Annotated in this window: 11 protein-coding genes; 5 read left to right on the top strand and 6 right to left on the bottom strand. The window is 47.8% G+C overall.

Going from position 1 to position 16,394, the window contains the following annotated elements:
• Positions 1 to 54: 54 nt before the first annotated feature.
• Both SPICO_RS05465 and SPICO_RS05470 read left to right on the top strand, forming a co-directional pair.
• A complete protein-coding gene (locus SPICO_RS05465) occupies positions 55 to 630 on the top strand; it encodes a helix-turn-helix domain-containing protein (protein ID WP_013739682.1) in 576 nt (191 codons plus the stop codon).
• Between the two features lie 127 nt (positions 631 to 757).
• On the top strand, positions 758 to 2,152 hold the full coding sequence (locus tag SPICO_RS05470) for an MFS transporter (protein ID WP_013739683.1): 1,395 nt from the start codon (positions 758 to 760) through the stop codon (positions 2,150 to 2,152).
• Between the two features lie 110 nt (positions 2,153 to 2,262).
• Here the strand turns inward: SPICO_RS05470 and SPICO_RS05475 are convergent, their stop codons facing one another.
• The 6 genes from SPICO_RS05475 to SPICO_RS05500 all read right to left on the bottom strand — a co-directional run bounded on the left by SPICO_RS05475 (position 2,263) and on the right by SPICO_RS05500 (position 12,121).
• On the bottom strand, positions 2,263 to 4,467 hold the full coding sequence (locus SPICO_RS05475; protein WP_013739684.1) for an alpha-galactosidase: 2,205 nt from the start codon (positions 4,465 to 4,467) through the stop codon (positions 2,263 to 2,265).
• A 31-nt stretch (positions 4,468 to 4,498) separates the two neighbouring features.
• On the bottom strand, positions 4,499 to 7,099 hold the full coding sequence (locus tag SPICO_RS05480) for a glycoside hydrolase family 97 N-terminal domain-containing protein (protein ID WP_013739685.1): 2,601 nt from the start codon (positions 7,097 to 7,099) through the stop codon (positions 4,499 to 4,501).
• Positions 7,100 to 7,201: 102 nt separating this feature from the next.
• On the bottom strand, positions 7,202 to 8,086 hold the full coding sequence (locus SPICO_RS05485) for a carbohydrate ABC transporter permease (protein ID WP_013739686.1): 885 nt from the start codon (positions 8,084 to 8,086) through the stop codon (positions 7,202 to 7,204).
• Between the two features lie 12 nt (positions 8,087 to 8,098).
• A complete protein-coding gene (locus tag SPICO_RS05490; protein WP_215904600.1) occupies positions 8,099 to 8,938 on the bottom strand; it encodes an ABC transporter permease in 840 nt (279 codons plus the stop codon).
• A 212-nt stretch (positions 8,939 to 9,150) separates the two neighbouring features.
• Positions 9,151 to 10,749, bottom strand: coding sequence for an extracellular solute-binding protein (locus SPICO_RS05495; RefSeq protein WP_013739688.1), 1,599 nt, complete (start codon positions 10,747 to 10,749; stop codon positions 9,151 to 9,153).
• A 127-nt stretch (positions 10,750 to 10,876) separates the two neighbouring features.
• Positions 10,877 to 12,121 (bottom strand): helix-turn-helix transcriptional regulator, encoded by a 1,245-nt coding sequence (locus SPICO_RS05500; RefSeq protein ID WP_013739689.1) that lies wholly within the window; start codon positions 12,119 to 12,121, stop codon positions 10,877 to 10,879.
• 297 nt (positions 12,122 to 12,418) lie between these two features.
• On the opposite strand from SPICO_RS05500, the gene prfA reads away from it, so the two are divergent.
• The 3 genes from prfA to SPICO_RS05515 are packed head-to-tail and all read left to right on the top strand — an operon-like array spanning position 12,419 to position 16,385.
• Positions 12,419 to 13,483 carry a peptide chain release factor 1 gene (gene prfA / locus SPICO_RS05505; RefSeq protein ID WP_013739690.1) on the top strand — a complete coding sequence of 355 codons (1,065 nt, stop codon included), beginning with the start codon at positions 12,419 to 12,421 and terminating at the stop codon, positions 13,481 to 13,483.
• Positions 13,483 to 14,346, top strand: a complete 864-nt coding sequence (gene prmC, locus SPICO_RS10105; RefSeq protein WP_013739691.1) for a peptide chain release factor N(5)-glutamine methyltransferase — start codon at positions 13,483 to 13,485, stop codon at positions 14,344 to 14,346. Before prfA ends, prmC begins: the two co-directional genes overlap by 1 nt.
• Positions 14,331 to 16,385: a RelA/SpoT family protein gene (locus SPICO_RS05515; RefSeq protein WP_013739692.1), complete on the top strand. Its 2,055-nt coding sequence runs from the start codon at positions 14,331 to 14,333 to the stop codon at positions 16,383 to 16,385. The genes prmC and SPICO_RS05515 overlap by 16 nt, the downstream gene beginning before the upstream one ends.
• Positions 16,386 to 16,394 lie beyond the last annotated feature (9 nt).

Here is a 16,394-nt window from a genome sequence, read left to right on the forward strand (position 1 = left end):
GGGACAGGGTACCGAACAAGGCACCACATCTTCAAGACGGAGAGGGAAAGCATCATGGAACAACGGCCTCCCAAAATAGGAAAAAACATCCAGAAACTGAGGATGTCACGCAATTTGACCCTCAATGTGCTTTCAGAGCGATCAGGAGTTTCCAAGGCGATGCTCAGCCAGATTGAATCTGACAAAGTCAACCCGACAGTCGCGACTGTCTGGAAGATTTCCAAGGGACTCGGCGTGGAGCTTCAGGATGTCCTGGACATTGACGACCAAATCAAGCGGACTTTTGTGGTCAATCCTGTACAAGCCGATGATGGGAGACTTGAAACAAAGGCCAACGGCGTGAACATCCGCGTCCTTTCTCCCCTTAATATGGTGGAAGACATGGAGATATACCTTGTATCCTTCGATCCCTTGTCAACATTGAAAAGCGACCCGCATTACGCCGGTGCCCAAGAATTTCTTACAGTGACCAAAGGTTCTCTCACCGTGACAGCGGGAGAGAATGTAGCCAGGATAAAGAAGGGGGATTTCATCATCTATCATTGCGATGTACAGCATGAAATCTCCAATGAATCAAACCAGCCTGCCGAGGTTCATATGGTGGTTCGTTTCCAGAACGAGAAACGCTGATATTGATACGCGGTGCTTCTGTGCCCGCGTGTTACCACTTTGGTACGGACTCTTGCCCGCCTCCAATACTTTTTGCTACCATGCAAAAAACCAGAAGGGCCACACTGGGAAACCAAGGAGTCACGGAATGGTACGAAAATCTGTCATGGTATCGTATGGCACAGGGAAATTCCTTGCCGAATTCCTCACTGGAGCATATGGGGCAATCGTCTACAAATATTATGAGACGGAAGTCGGGCTTGCGGCAGGCTACGTAGCTATCGCGACAATCATCTACTCCTTATGGAATGCCGTCAATGATCCTCTCATTGGGTATCTTACCAGCAAGAAAGCGCCTGGGTCAGCACGATTCGGTCGTCGTTTCTCATGGATTATCCTGGGCATCATTCTTGCCAGCCTGATGTTCCTGGGCATATTTGCCTTGCCACGCGCATGGTCAGGAGTGATAAGTCCCGTTCCGGTTTTCCTATGGATGGTGATTGCCGTCTGTCTGTATGATGCCAGTTATTCCCTCTGGGAGCTTAATTATCAGAGTGTCTATCCGGATAAGTTCCGCAGCATGGCGGAACGTACCACGGCGGCTTCCATCGGCACAATTATCGGCGTGTTCGGCGTCGCCGCGGGATTCATTGTTCCGCCCCTGTTCTTTTCCTATGGCGACAGGGCTTCCTATTCCACCAGTGCCTTGGTCATTGCTGGTATCGGTCTCCTCTGCGCCGTCCTGATCATACCAGGCGTCAGGGAAACCACGACCATGATTGAACGTCACCGGCGCAAACTTGAGGAGGAACGGACGAACCGGACGGTTTCTCCGTCTTTCTTCAAGCAATTGAAGACAACTCTTACGGACAGGAACATGCTTGCTTTTGTCCTTTTCCTCTTTTTCTATCAGAGTGGGTGCGTCCTGATGACCGGCAGCGTCCATTATGTGGGGGACTACATATTGGGAGGAGAAAGCACTGATACCACGCTGATTTTTGCCGGGATGCTGGTCGGTGCCCTTATTTCCATTCCCATCTGGACCATAGTCTCCAGAAAATTGAAGAATAACCAAAGGATGCTCTGCATCACCGGTGTAGTCTTGGCCGCCACAGCGTTCCCCATGACGTTCACCCGCACAATGGGTGGATATGCTCTTTTCATGACTTTGTGGGGCATAGGCTTCGGTGGGTTCTGGACTTTCATGGGTCCTGCTATGGCCGATGTCGTTGACTGGTTCGTCGTCAAGACTGGTCGGCGTGATGATGGTGTCATCATGGGCATGAGGGCGTTCTTCATGCGCTTTTCCTATGCCAGCCAAGCCATTGTCTTCTGGTTGACCCATAAACTCACCGCTTTTGACGCGACCGTCACTGATTCTGCGTTGGTATCGGAATCAATGAAATTCGGCATCAGCCTCCATATGGCTGCGGTACCGGCCATTTTCTTCTTGGTCGGCGTCTTGGTCTTCTCCCGTCTGAACAGGCTGACGCCTCAGACGGTAGAGGAAAATAGATTACGCCTGACGCAGATGGATTTGTAGTCTTACAGAGAACAGCGCCAGGCGATAATCCAGTCTCCTCGTCATTTCATATGTTTGATGGTGGGCTAATGTTCGTCAGACTGGTTTAAGAAAAACATTGCAATCGGTTTTCATGCATTTTCATCGGCTCTCTCAATATATATCTGCTTTGAATAATATTCCTGAGTGGGTAATGAAAGAGAGAGCCCCGCATTCATGAGTGCTTTTCCAGAAATTGTTTTTCCTTCAACTTTATAAAGACTTTCACCATCAAGTCCTTTCAGCAGGACATGGACATGCCGTGGATTTGCTTCGACATGCATCACGACAATATTAAGCAAGGCAGCGCTCTTATCAGCATATGCCATCATCCATGCGGCATATCGGTCTTTCAGTGGATTGCTCAACCTGTAATACAATCCATCATGAATGATATGCTGAAAATGTTTGTACTCTGAAATCTGTTTTCTGATAGTCTCCCTGTCATAAGCCGAAAGAGAACGAGGATCCAATTCAAAACCGAAACTTCCTGACATGGCAACAATACACCGTGTCGCAAAAGAAGTGCATCTTCCCGTCTGGTGGTTAGGAACGGCGGAAACATGGGAAGACACTGAAGAAACAGGATAGGCGAAACTGGTTCCATATTGGATTTTCAAACGCTCAATGGGATCAGTGTTGTCACTGCACCAAATCAGCGGTTGATAGTACAACATGCCGGGGTCAAAGCGACCGCCGCCACCAGCGCACCCTTCAAAAAGGATATCAGGATAGTGACTTGTCAGCCGTTCCAGCAAATCATAGACTCCAAGCATGTAACGATGAGATAGTTCGCTTTGTGTCTCAGAAAGCAACTTGCAGGAAAACCAGTCGGCAATGCTCCTGTTCATATCCCACTTCACATACTCGATGTTTGCACTATCCAGCACAGAGCAAAGCGATGTATATATATAATCCCGCACGTCTGCCCGCGACATGTCCAAGACCAATTGATGACGGCTCCTGATGGGGTTTCGATTGGGAATGCATAATGCCCAATCCGGATGTTTACGATATAAATCGCTGTCTTCGCTCACCATTTCCGGTTCCACCCAGAGTCCGAATTTCAAACCCAATGAATTGAGCTCATCAACCAAAAGACCCAATCCTCCCGGTATCTTTTCAAGGTTTACTTTCCAATCCCCCAGACTACTTGTGTCGTCATTCCTTTTTCCAAACCATCCGTCATCCATGACAAGCATTTCTATACCCAAATCAACGGCAGATCTGGCAATTTCAACCAATGTCCTGCTGGAGAAAGCAAAGTACGTAGCCTCCCAGTTGTTGATCATTATGGGACGACGGCATAATTTGAACTTTCCTCGGCACAGATTATGGCGATACGTATCATGATAGTTCTGCGAAAGACGTGAAAACCCAGACGCAGAAAACGTCAGTACGACTTCCGGGGCAAAGAAACTTTCCCCTGCGGTGAGGTTCCATGAAAAGTTCTCATCATTGAGTCCTGCGAACATACGTATGGCATCTGTCTGGTCTTGTTCGATGCCAGCGCTGAAATTGCCGCTGTAAACCAGATTCATGCCGTAGCACGATCCAGCGTCTTCCGTAGTAGTTTCATCACAGAGGATCAGAAAGGGATTGTGGTGATGACTGCTTATTCCCCGACGGCTATTTATCAGAGTGATGCCATGGCATACCCGTACACGTTCACAGATGCGTTCCATGTTATGCCGACCATGGAAATGCAGGAAATCCCAGAAACCGTCGCCATGCTGGATATCCAGGCTTGCAGAAAAGATTCTGTTCATGACAACATCTTCAGAACTTTTGTTCACCACTTTGACAGCGCGGGTTATGATGTCTTTTTCAGCGAAGACTCCATAAAATAATGAAACTTCCAAGGAAAGCGTTTCATCACCAAGAATGATTTCCAGCGTCTCTGCCATACCTTCCTCAGATTCGTACAAAGCTGGAAGACTTGGAATATTGTATTTGCCGTGAAAAATCTTATGTCCCTTGTATCGCAAATCCAAGGAAGTACTTCCATTTTTCCCTGTGATACTCAGGGCAGGTTGCCGGTAATCTCCTACTCCCTCTACCGGATATTCCAAAGGCAACGTATCCAAGGAATATCTCCTGTCCGTCCCTGCATCATATGGATTCCCGGAGAAACCCCTGTCAACTGGAATGATCAGGTAGTTCATGTCCTGACCATCGATACGCTGCCCGTAGAAAACATGCAGCAGAAAACCAAACGTATCCACCTGCATCTGATACGTTGTATTTACAGTATGAAGAAAAAAACCATGAGTGTTTTCATCAAAAAGTATCGCCATTTTTTTCATTCTCCCGATCAGTCGTCATTCATCATGGGAATATGAGTATTCTCTCAATATCCGGAGCATCGCCGGAATCATTGGATAATTCCAGTGTGTTTTCTCCTTCCCGTAGGTTCACACATATATCTTTCATTTCCGAAGCATCTGACATGCAGTTGAAACATAATGCGCTTTGAGCGCATCCTTCATTAATCCGGACGAAAATCTCCCTGTTCTCGGCAGAGAAATAATAAAGCCTCACAAAATAGGCTCCTTCATGAGGAACCATTATTCTTTTTAAGACAAGTTTGCCACCTTTACCAATCTTAGTGACAAGTTTCCCACCGGATAGTGAATCTTTCGTATGAGCTCCACCCGACAGGACGTTCTCATGACTCGCGGCTTCCCTAACGATGATAGGTACGCAAGCAGACGGCCTTATTCCTATACGATCAACACAAAAAGAGACTCTTGACGGACAACCGCTCAGATACAAATGATTCTGCCCCTTAAGAAGTGAGGCTTGAATTGTCGTCGTCCTGATAGTATTGGCACTACCGGAACCATGTAGTTCACAGTTCATGACAAACTTATCATTGACAGTCACTGAACACTCACTTTCATTTTTTGAAGTATAAAAAAGTTTGATATCATGCATACCGTCAGCAAGAGCCTGAACTTGTGAAAAAAGAACTCCACTCTGTCCCGTCCCTCCATGGACTTCATGGTAAGAAAAACTTTCTTCCTCATGAATCCTGAAATCAAATGGATCCCGTGTAATAAGAACAGCGCAGCCTCCGCAAGGAAGCAATGGAATCACTATCTCCGATCCTGGGGTAACAGGCTGTGCCTCACAAGAGATGATATCAGGCTGGTTGCCATCCTTAAAGATATAAGCGGCATAGCCATCGCCGTCCAGGAATGAACAAGGAAGCACGACATTCCGTGCTTCGACAGAAATGCAGCCGACATACCAGGAACTTCCGTTTCTACGAGCCATTTCCACGTACTGTCCCGGATATGCTTCCAGCACCTTCGTTTCATCCCACGTCACAGGAACTGAATCAAGGAATGGCGTTCCTTTCCACATTTCATAGCTTTCAATGGAATCTGCAAAATGCTGAACACCTGATTCAAAAATCACAGCTAGAGCCAATTGATGGGCGTGAGTCGTATTGAGGTTGGCGTTGCTGAAAACCACTGGCGTGAAATCCATGGGACCGACGGCATTACGTGTGAAAGGCAATATGCAATTGGTAAAAGCCGTAGTCCAGTCCGTCCACTTATAATGCTCCGAACCTCGTACACCTTCTGAGGTAATCACATGAGGCCATGTGCGCATTTCCCCGGAAGGCTTCGTGGAACCATGGAAATTGACAAGCAATTTCAGCTCCGCTGCCTTCTCGGCAATCATTTGGTATGTCCCCATGCGCATCTGGGAATCATTCATCATGAAATCAACTTTGATTCCTTTGATTCCCCATGAAGCCCATACCGGCAACTTTTCATCGATTTTTTGTTTCGTATCCAGAGCATCGACGTCAGTCCAGACCATGATCCCGACCTTGCGCTCATACGCATAGGAACACAATTCTGGAATCCAACTCGCATCCCATCCGGCATCGACCGTAACATATTTCCAACCGTGCCTGAAAGCAAAATCCACATATTCCTTCTGCTTGAAGAACCATTGGGGAGATCGTTCTTCCGACCACCACGACCATGCGGCTTTTCCCGGAACAATCCAGTCCGTATCGTAAATCTTGGACGGGGGATTTACATTCTCTACCAAAGAACTTCTTGCTAACGCATCCAGAGTTTCGCAAATCATGACTATCCTGAATGGAGTCACGAATGGATATGTCGCAACGATATCGTGCGTCTGTTCAGCGGTAAACACCAAATCCAGTTCATGATCGGACGAAGGACGCAAATGTGAAGCACAATAGCTGCCTTTTGCGTTATAAACGTTTCCTTCGGTCAGAAGCAGCCAGCAGGACTTTTCGACTGAAACCAAAAGTGGCATGGAAATATCCGGGACATCAATTTCACTAAGCTGCCAATGCCGCTGTATCCCTTCATAATCATTCCTCCATGCGGAACCCCACGCCTCAACGTCATGCACGGGAAAAGAAAACGATGATTTCTCCTGGACAATAGCCACATGGCCTTCTCCGGGAACCCTGTATCTGTACGCAAGTCCATCATCGTACAACCTGAATACTACTTCCACTACATGGCCGTTTTTTCCAAACACGTATATGTTTTCACGGCAATGGTTCCTATATCTTTCACTCTTTCGCTGCGGCAGTGAGTACGTTTCATCAATGATGTTACTGACAACAGATACATACGATAGCCCAGTGGAAAAATCTTCTTTGTCGGTGACAATACCCAATCTGGAAGACCGCAGTATCCGGGATTCATTTTTCGTCACCTCAAAAAAGACGCTCCCGTCGTCTTTAACTACAAGAGTGGCTTTAATCCTACCATCCGGCGATTCCGTTGCGGGAAGAAAATAAGTTTGACCGGAAACGCCCCCAGTCCGAGAAACATCAGGATTCATTTCCCCGCAAGGAAATGAACCACGCACAGCATCCACATCAGCTACGTCCTGTGATGAATAATCCATGGTAATACCCTTCTTCATGACACAAAGTCTCCTCTATTGTCCCTAGGAACAAAGTGGATATTCATTTTATTGCTTGACTCTATCTATTAACCGTACATACAGGATTGTTCCCGGAATGTGTCATTCTTTTATGCTTCCGGAAATCAAGCCTGTAGTAAAAAACCTTTGAAGGAACGGATAGATGAGCACAACCGGCAACGTGGCTATGAACACCTGCGCGGCACGCGATGTCCGTTCTGAAACCGAGGAAAGATAAGCAGCATTCTGGGTGGTCATGAGACGAACATCACGGTTTACGACAACTGTCTGCAAATAGCTTTGCAATGGATAATTTTCCGGTCTGTTCATCAGAATCAACCCTTCGAACCAAGAATTCCAATGATTAACAATACTAAACAGCATGATACTGGCCAAAGCTGCTGTTGAAAGCGGTACAAAAATCTTTGTCATGGTTTGCCAGTGGGAGGCTCCGTCAATCAACGCAGCTTCTTCAAGTCCTTTAGGTATGGTCTTAAAAAAGTTCGCTAAGATTACGACATTAAATACAGGAACTGCCACAGGAAGGACGAGAGCGAGGAAATTGTCTATAAGACCTAGTTTATTAATGACTAGATACCATGGGATGAGACCACCACTAAAAACAATAGTAGCAAGAAAATACCATAAATAACCCGTACGAGCCCTAAATTCCTTTTTCGTTTTTGACAGGGGATATGCCGTAATAATTGAAAGAACCATGTTCAGCGGTACTCCAACCAGTACTTTTGCAACGGATATGTAGAATGAACGATAAAATTCCGGTTTCTCAAGTACAAATCTATAAGAATCAAATGTAAAACCCACTGGCCAGAAGTTCACGCGTCCTGTCGAAACGGCAGTACTGGAACTAAGGGAGATTGCAAGTAAGTTCAAGAAAGGCAAGAGACAAGCCAGTGCCAAGAAACAGAGGATGATGACATTGACCAATTGGAAGATCTTCGCTTGAATTGAGGTATGATGTTTCATGACATGCGCATCCTATAAAATCTCATAATTCGCCTTCTTTTTTGCAATCCAGTATCCGAGGCTCATCAGAACAAGGGAGAGAAGCGACTTTACAAGACCGATAGCTGTCGCCACGCTATACTGTCCACCAGCAAGCCCTAAGCGGAAAACAAGAGTTTCAATGATATCTCCTGTTTCAAATACCTGAGGACTATAGAGATTGTAGATTTGCTCGAATCCACTGCTTCCGGCTGTGCTAAGTGTTCCCCCGGCATTAAGGATGCTTCCCAAAGACAACATTCCCATCAGCATGATAGTAGGCATGAGCGCCGGAATGGTGATGCTGAAAGCCTGCCGCAGCCTTCCGGCTCCATCAATTCCCGCAGCCTCATAAAGAGTCGGGTCTATGCTGGAAAGCGTAGCAAGATACACGATTGTTCCATAGCCGAACTCTTTCCAGACATCTGTGAGCACCATGGTGAAAGGGAACCAATTCTTATCACCCAAGAAAAAAACAGGTGTTCCACCGAAAAGAGAAATCAAGGAATTGACGAACCCTTCTGACGGAGAAAGGATGTCAACGAACAAGCCCGCAAGTATCACCCAAGAAAGAAAATGAGGGAAATAAACAATTGTCTGGACAACTTTCTTGACCCTTCTTAACGTAAGTTCGTTCAACAGAAGAGCAACAAATACCGGCACAATGATATTCAAAACAATTTTCTGGATTGAAATAAGCAATGTATTGCAAACGACCCGCCAAAATCCAGGTATCTTGAGTACATAGGCAAAGTTATTCAAACCAATAAAATCCGATCCCAGGAAACCCTTACGTGGTGAGAAGTTCTGGAATGCTATGATCAAACCGAACATAGGGAGATATGAAAAAAGGAAAATGAGCACAACGCCGGGCACCAGCATCATATGCAGCTGAAAGTTGTTCCTATGGTTCGATGTCATTAATGGTTTCCGACGTTCCGCTTGCATCATTTTTCCTTTCATCATGTGTAAAACGTTATTTGTACATTACTCGCAAGAGCAAGAAAGCTGTTGACACGGCCTTCTTGCCCTTGTGTAAATCTTCATTACCGAACATTCCACTCATTCACTTCCTTGGTGATGGAAAGGCCACCCAAGGAATTCCAATCCCTTGCATACTGATCGAATTTACTGATGTCCCCGCCCTTTATGATTTCGGTGAATACCTGGAGCTGCGTCTGATCCAAGATGGAATCAGCCATGGTCATGGTTGCGGTAGCAGGACCGAAATAACGGTCATCGGAAATTTTTCCATTTTTCACATAGTCGTTAAGAACTGCAAGGGAGCCCTTTGGACCATACATCATTTCCGTAGCCCAGCAAGACGCCCAATTTTCCTTGTCCCCTCGGCGGTATGAAAGAATCTGTTTGTAATATCCTGTTTCTTCTGCATTCAAGGTGGACGACGTGTTCTTCTCCAGTGCCTCGGTGACTGCTGTCTGCGCATCCAAATTCTTCATTGGCGGTTCACAATAAATCAAAGGATATTCAAAAATAGGATTACCGGCTTCATCGACATTATACTTGTCCGGTTCTGCGGTCTTTCCATAGGTTTTTTCAAGCTGAAGATCAAGCATCTTGATCAAGGTCTCAGGATGTTGATACGTAGCTGCCACGACGTAATATGTAGTAACTGCAAATGGGACCTGAACCAAAACAGGAGAGTCCCCAGTACCTGGGATTGCATATGCCTGCCATTCCATGCCAGGGTTTGCGTTTTTTGCATCCGTCAGCCACCCCATGTTCCAGAAGTAGCCATACATCATGCCAATCTTTCCCCTGTTCACATCTTCGCTGACCTTGAAGCTGTCCTTTACCCCAAATTCAGGATCGATACATCCTTCCTTATAAAGTTGCTGTATGGCTTCCAAGGCCTTCTTCATCCCAGGTTGGATGTTGCCGCTAGCCAACTGTCCGTCCGTAGACTCAATCCAAATATTGGGATATGCGTCAAACCCATTGAAAAATCCCTCCAACGAACCGAACATCCCCCACAGGTCTTTATTCACAGCAAGGCCGAAAGTATCATTTTTCCCATTTCTGTCAGGATCCTGCTTGGTAAATGCCCGTGCTATGTCCATTACGTCAAAAATGGTTTCAGGAGAATCAAGTCCAAGAGCGTCCAACCAGTCAGTCCGAATCCATAGCACATTAGAATTTCCAATCCCGCTGCCAATCTTCGGTATGGCCATAAGTTTTCCGTCAAAGGTTGCGGACAACAGCGCATTCCCTCCGTCTTGCGTCATGACATCCTTTGTATAATCCGCGGCGACACCGTTGTATACATCCGTCAGGTTTGCCAACTGTCCGTCTTCAACCAGTTGTTTCAGCTGCATGGCATTAACTTGGAAAATATCAGGCAAGTCTCCGGAAGTGATCGAGATATTGAGCTTCTGGTTGTATTGCGCTACGGGAACCATCCATACGTACTTCAGTCGTATGCCAAGTTCCTCTTCATAAAGACGGGTCCAGATATTGCTTTCCAGCGAATCCCCTGTAGGAAACGTCACGTTGTCTGGAATAGGACGGGCTGCCTTGACAATGACCAAGCCGGAATCTTCCGGCAGTGTTTCTTTTCGGCCAGTCCCGAACAGCAACCCTACGGTAAGAAAAAGAAATAAAAAGACAACGGCGTGCTTCTTCATATGAATCCTCCTTTAGATCCAGCATCAATGCATCATCCATGAAACAGTCTTGATCTCACGGTTCATGTTACTTCTGGACGATAAAGGAAGCCATGACACTTTTCTTGTTTCTCTTGAACAATTATGACTATTTTTTCTCCAAACGATTCTCCATGTTCCTTTCCCGCCAAACCTGCGGAGAATCTCCTTCTCGCTTTTTGAAAACACGGGTGAAATATGCCGCTGACTTATAACCTATATCATGAGCAATGTGAGAAACCTTGTATTCCATCCGTAACAGCAACTTTTTTGCCATTTCCATTCTTCTGTCCGTGATTTCTTCACCTACGGTATGCCCGATTGCCTGCTTGTAAATGCGTGACAGGTACGATGGATTTACATAAAACGTATCTGAAATGATTTGCAGCGACAAATCACTTGAAAGGTTTGCGCTGATGAAATTATTGATCCTATGGATGAGGGCTTCCCGTCTTGAGCTGTAGAGCTGTTTTCTTTGTTCAATCAAGATCCTTGAGAGAGCCGATACTTTGTCATAGAAAATTGCCCTGTCTTCATACTGGTGAAAAATCTCAAAGACCGACGGCAACGACAGCAGACTATCACTCATGCCCATGTCTTCAATATAGCTGAGGATAATGTCACACACGGAATGATACATTCGTAGAGAGTGTATGGCGACAGTGTTCTGTTGAGAATATAGAATATCATGCAAAACAGCATCAACAGCATCAACATCTCCTGAAATCAGGGCATTCTTCATATTTTCCAGATCATTGAGATACGTGCTTTCACTGATTTCCGCAAGCGGGATATGCCGGTCCTGATAAAACAAAGAATTTGCCAGAACCTGCCCTTCTCCTTGAATTGAAATCTGGAGAAGTATCGAGCGTAACAGACGGTACTTGTCGTGCAGTTCCTCAAAAGGGACAAACTTGTCATAAACAATACTGATGGAAAGAGCATGGGACTTTGATGAATGTTCCTGGATTTCCTCCAGCAGATGCTTGCAATATGACAAGCTTTTTTCCAATGCTCCTTTTGGTTGCAGAACCCAGAACATGTTTTTATTTGCATCGGAAGCATGAACGAACATGAACTTCCGGGAAAGATAGCTGATGAACATGTTCTCGACCTTGCACATCATGAGAAAACGTTCATGGGAATTACTTCTGGGAGAAAATTTATCTATGTTTGATGCAACGAGCAAAAGTGGTTTGTCTAAATCCAGGGTCATCCCGCAGGTCTTCAGTTCCCTTTTTGCTTTGTCCCGCGACATCCATTCCAATATGTTGAGCACCGTGGCATTTTCCAGCAAGGAGTTTTCTTTTACATCCTTTATCAAAATCTTGCCAGAATCTTCATTGGAAAACATCTCAGCCAATATCCTATCCTTCCTTTCAAAAGAGGAAAATACTCATCTGGATTCTCTCAAAACATACAGACGAGTCAGCCACTGCCAATAAGTCCACTTTTTGCTACACAAAACATCCGCCTATGTATTCTACACTATTTTTCATAGCCATCGGCACATTGGTTTCCTCTTCTTCAGAATTTGACCAAACGGGAAGTCCCTTCCCACATTCATTGTGTCACGGTATACTTTCCCTTACGCTTGCCGCCATGCAGTCGCCACAGGGCGGCCATGGAGATACCAAGGAGATGATGACGCATGCTTGAAAAACTTGATTCATTCGAGAAGGAACTCGCAGGACTCGATATGAAGATATCCTCACCGGACACTATGAAGGACATGAATCTGTTCAAGTCCCTCATGCAGGAGAGGTCTCATCTTGTCCCTATCGTCGAGGAGCTGCAACACCTGAAACACGTCTCCAGTCAGCTTGAGGAATCCCTTGCCTTGCTCAAAAGCGAAACCGATCCGGATATGATAGAGATGACCAAGGAGGAAATCGAAGGACTGAAAGCTGAAGTCGAGGCCAGCACATCCCGGACAAAAGTCCTCTTGATACCACCCGATCCTCTTTCCGGCAAAAACATCATCATGGAAATCCGCGCCGGGACAGGCGGAGAGGAAGCCGCGCTGTTCGCCGCCGACCTCTACCGCATGTATACCCATTACGCGGAAGCCAAGAACTGGAAGATTGAGATTCTCACCTTGAATGAAACCGGGCTGGGCGGCATCAAGGAAGTGGTCTGTTCAATCAGCGGCAAGGATGTCTATGGCTCCCTCCGCTGGGAAAGCGGCGTGCATCGTGTCCAACGGGTTCCTGAGACAGAGGCTGGCGGCAGGATACACACATCAGCCTGTACCGTGGCAGTACTTCCGGAAGCCGAGGAAACAGACATTGAAATCCGGCCGGAGGATTTGAAAGTGGATGTCATGCGTTCAGGCGGTCCCGGAGGACAGAGCGTCAATACAACGGACAGCGCCGTGCGCATGACCCATCTCCCCACCGGCATTGTCGTGATTTGCCAAGATGAGAAATCCCAAATCAAGAACAAGGCCAAGGCCCTGCGCGTCCTGCGTTCCCGTCTCTACGATATGGAAGAAGAAAAGAAAGCAAAGGAAAGAGCCGATGCTCGTCGTGACCAAGTTGGTTCCGGTGATCGTTCGGAACGCATACGTACCTATAATTTCCCCCAGAACCGCCTTACGGATCATCGTATCAACCTGACGCTGTATAAGCTCGACCTCATCATGAACGGCCAGCTTGAAGAAGTGACCGAGGCATTGAAGATTGCTGCCGGGGAAGCAGCGCTCAAGGAAAGCTGATGGATACTGTCTCATCCACATTGGCACGAGCGACGCGCCTGATGAAAGATGCCGGGCTTGCCGACAGTCCTTCCCTTGATGCCCGTCTGCTTCTCTGCGCTGTGATGGATGTTTCACAGGAACAGCTTTTGGCGCGGTGGCACACGGAGGTGCCAGAAGAAGCATCCCAGCGTTTTGCCGCCATGCTGTCCGCGCGGCTTGCCGCCACTCCCATGGCCTACATCCTTGGATGGCGGGAGTTCTATGGCCGGAGATTTCATGTCGATGAACGTGTCCTCATACCCCGCCCTGATACTGAAACGCTCATCGAGGCGGCACTTGCCTGGATACAGGAACATTCATTGGAGGCTCCCGACATAGCCGACATCTGCACAGGAAGCGGCGCGGTCGGCATCACCCTGGCCTTGGAACTGCCTTCCTCCCGTGTCGCACTGACCGACATTTCAGCTTCCGCGCTGGAAGTCGCCACGGAAAACGCCATGCGTCTTGGCGCCGGCAATATCCGCCTGTACCAAGGGGATGTGACTGAACCCGTTGCATCAGAGAGCTTTGACATAGTAGTATCCAATCCACCATACCTCACTCCCCACTGGTATTCCCATGTGGAGGCTCAGGTTCTGAAGGAACCGCGTCTGGCTCTTGTGGGGGGAGATGACGGGCTTACAATCATCAGGAGGCTGGTCGTCGGCGCCAGGTCTGTCCTTGCTCCAGAAGGGGCGTTGTTCCTGGAATGCGACTGGCGTCAGTGTGACGAAGTGGCGCGAATCATGGAAAGGTGCGGGTTCGCCCAAACCTGGATATACAATGACCTTGCGGGGCGTCCGCGGGTCGTGCGGGGGAACGGCATATGTATGAACAACTGATAGAAAGGTTCATCCTGAAAGCCTACAATTACTCGAAAGAGGATCAGGCAAAAATATTGCGTGCCGCAATATTCTCCTCAGAGAAGCACATGACCCAAAAACGCGCCAACGGGGAACCTTATCTGATTCATCCCCTTGCCGTCGGTGAAATACTCATACAGCTCCAGATGGACCGTGACACTGTCTGCGCCGGGCTTCTTCACGATACCCTTGAGGATACCGACGCGACCTATGAACAACTGAACGAGCTGTTCGGCAAGGAAGTAGCCGACTTGGTAGAGGGAGAAACGAAATTCTCACTGCTCAAGGCAAAAAGCAAATCCCTGCAAGAAGCCGAGACAATCCGCAAGATGTTCTTTGCCATGAGCAAGGATGTGCGGGTAATCATCATCAAGCTGGCGGACAAGCTCCATAACATGAGAACCCTCCAGCATCTCCAGCCCGACCGAGCCCGTGAGATAGCCGATGAATGCCTGGATATCTATGCTCCCCTGGCAGATAGATTGGGCATATCATGGCTCAAGGATGAACTTGAGGATCTTTCCCTCAAGATGCTCAAGCCGGACACCTTCCAGTTAATCCAAGATTACCTTTTGTCAAAGAAAGGCGAGCAGACTGCCTATCTGAACCGGGTCGAAAAAACCATCTACCGCGCCTGTGGCGAGGAGAAGATGGGTAACATAACCGTGACCAGCCGGGCCAAGCATGCGTATTCAGTCTACATGAAGATGAAGAAACGCCGGAAGGAGATTGATGAGATATACGACATCCTTGGAGTCCGCATCCTCTGCAACACCGTCACCGAATGTTACGCGCTGCTTGGCATCATCCACCGCCTGTGGCCGCCTATAGAAAACCGCTTTAAAGATTACATTGCCATGCCGAAGGCGAACAACTATCAGAGCCTGCATACAACCGTCATGGCTTTGGACGGAAAGCTCCTGGAAATCCAGATACGCACACGGGAGATGCACTTCACCGCCGAATATGGCGTAGCCGCCCACTGGGCATACAAGTCCGCCACCGGAAGCGAAGCTGGCAAAGATCCTGATTTGGATAACCAGCAGTTCTCCCGCATCATCTCCAAGCTCAAGAGCTGGAGCAACGAAATCGAGCAGAGCGAATCCTTCATGGAAGACATCAAGGGCGAGCTTCTCAAGGACACCATCTATGTCTTCACTCCCCAAGGACACATCGTGGAACTGCCCAGCAACGCCACAGCCTTGGACTTTGCCTACCAAATCCACACGGAAATAGGCAACCATACCACCGGAGCAAAGGCCGACGGCAGCATCATACCACTCAACAGGCCGCTGAAGAACACCCAGGTCATAGAGATACTGACCAGTCCAAACGCGCGTCCCCGTATTACGTGGCTGCGCTATGCCCAGACGACCAGCGCACGCAAGAAGATACGGACATGGCTGAACAAGAATGACCCGACGCTCCTGATTGACAAGAACATCATTGCCAAGAAGCCTGTCGAACTGACGCCTACCCACGCGGAAATACAGGCCGCGGCTGAGGAAGCATCCAAGGAAGCTCAGCACCAAGCGGAATCAGGCGGCAAGATTATCCGTCATGTATCTGATCCTTCACGGCTCACTTTCCGTGTCGGTGATGAAAAGCGCATGATGATTCATCTTGCAAAATGCTGCAATCCAACCAGAGGCGACGCAATTGTCGGCTATGTCTCCCGTGGACGGGGAATCATCGTCCATAGGCGTGATTGCAAGAATTTGAAGAACATGGCAGAAGTCGAGGAACGACAGGTCGAGGTGGAATGGGAGACCGCGTCTCCCCTTCTTCTCAAACGTTTCCGCGTCACCAGCAAGATGACCACCGACCTTTTCAGCGAGATTGAAGGAGCCATCAGGAAGTACAAAGGTCATCTGATTGAAGGACGGCTTGACGATGACGAGGAAGGGCGGCTTACCGGAACATTCACCATGGAAGTTTCCACGGACGACGACTCGAAGAAAATCCTCAAAAGCCTCCGTTCCATCCCCTCCATCGTCACCATCACCCCCATTTCCTGACCCGGTGGT

This window comes from Parasphaerochaeta coccoides DSM 17374, from assembly GCF_000208385.1.
Classification (GTDB): Bacteria; Spirochaetota; Spirochaetia; order Sphaerochaetales; family Sphaerochaetaceae; genus Parasphaerochaeta; species Parasphaerochaeta coccoides.

Bases quoted from the DNA above. Each gene is read 5' to 3' on its own strand.
- SPICO_RS05465 (WP_013739682.1), top strand. From the start codon at position 55: ATGGAACAACGGCCTCCCAAAATAGGAAAAAACATCCAGAAACTGAGG.
- SPICO_RS05470 (WP_013739683.1), top strand. From the start codon at position 758: ATGGTACGAAAATCTGTCATGGTATCGTATGGCACAGGGAAATTCCTT.
- SPICO_RS05475 (WP_013739684.1), bottom strand. From the start codon at position 4,467: ATGGCGATACTTTTTGATGAAAACACTCATGGTTTTTTTCTTCATACT.
- SPICO_RS05480 (WP_013739685.1), bottom strand. From the start codon at position 7,099: ATGAAGAAGGGTATTACCATGGATTATTCATCACAGGACGTAGCTGAT.
- SPICO_RS05485 (WP_013739686.1), bottom strand. From the start codon at position 8,086: ATGAAACATCATACCTCAATTCAAGCGAAGATCTTCCAATTGGTCAAT.
- SPICO_RS05490 (WP_215904600.1), bottom strand. From the start codon at position 8,938: ATGTTCGGTTTGATCATAGCATTCCAGAACTTCTCACCACGTAAGGGT.
- SPICO_RS05495 (WP_013739688.1), bottom strand. From the start codon at position 10,749: ATGAAGAAGCACGCCGTTGTCTTTTTATTTCTTTTTCTTACCGTAGGG.
- SPICO_RS05500 (WP_013739689.1), bottom strand. From the start codon at position 12,121: ATGTTTTCCAATGAAGATTCTGGCAAGATTTTGATAAAGGATGTAAAA.
- prfA (WP_013739690.1), top strand. From the start codon at position 12,419: ATGCTTGAAAAACTTGATTCATTCGAGAAGGAACTCGCAGGACTCGAT.
- prmC (WP_013739691.1), top strand. From the start codon at position 13,483: ATGGATACTGTCTCATCCACATTGGCACGAGCGACGCGCCTGATGAAA.
- SPICO_RS05515 (WP_013739692.1), top strand. From the start codon at position 14,331: ATGTATGAACAACTGATAGAAAGGTTCATCCTGAAAGCCTACAATTAC.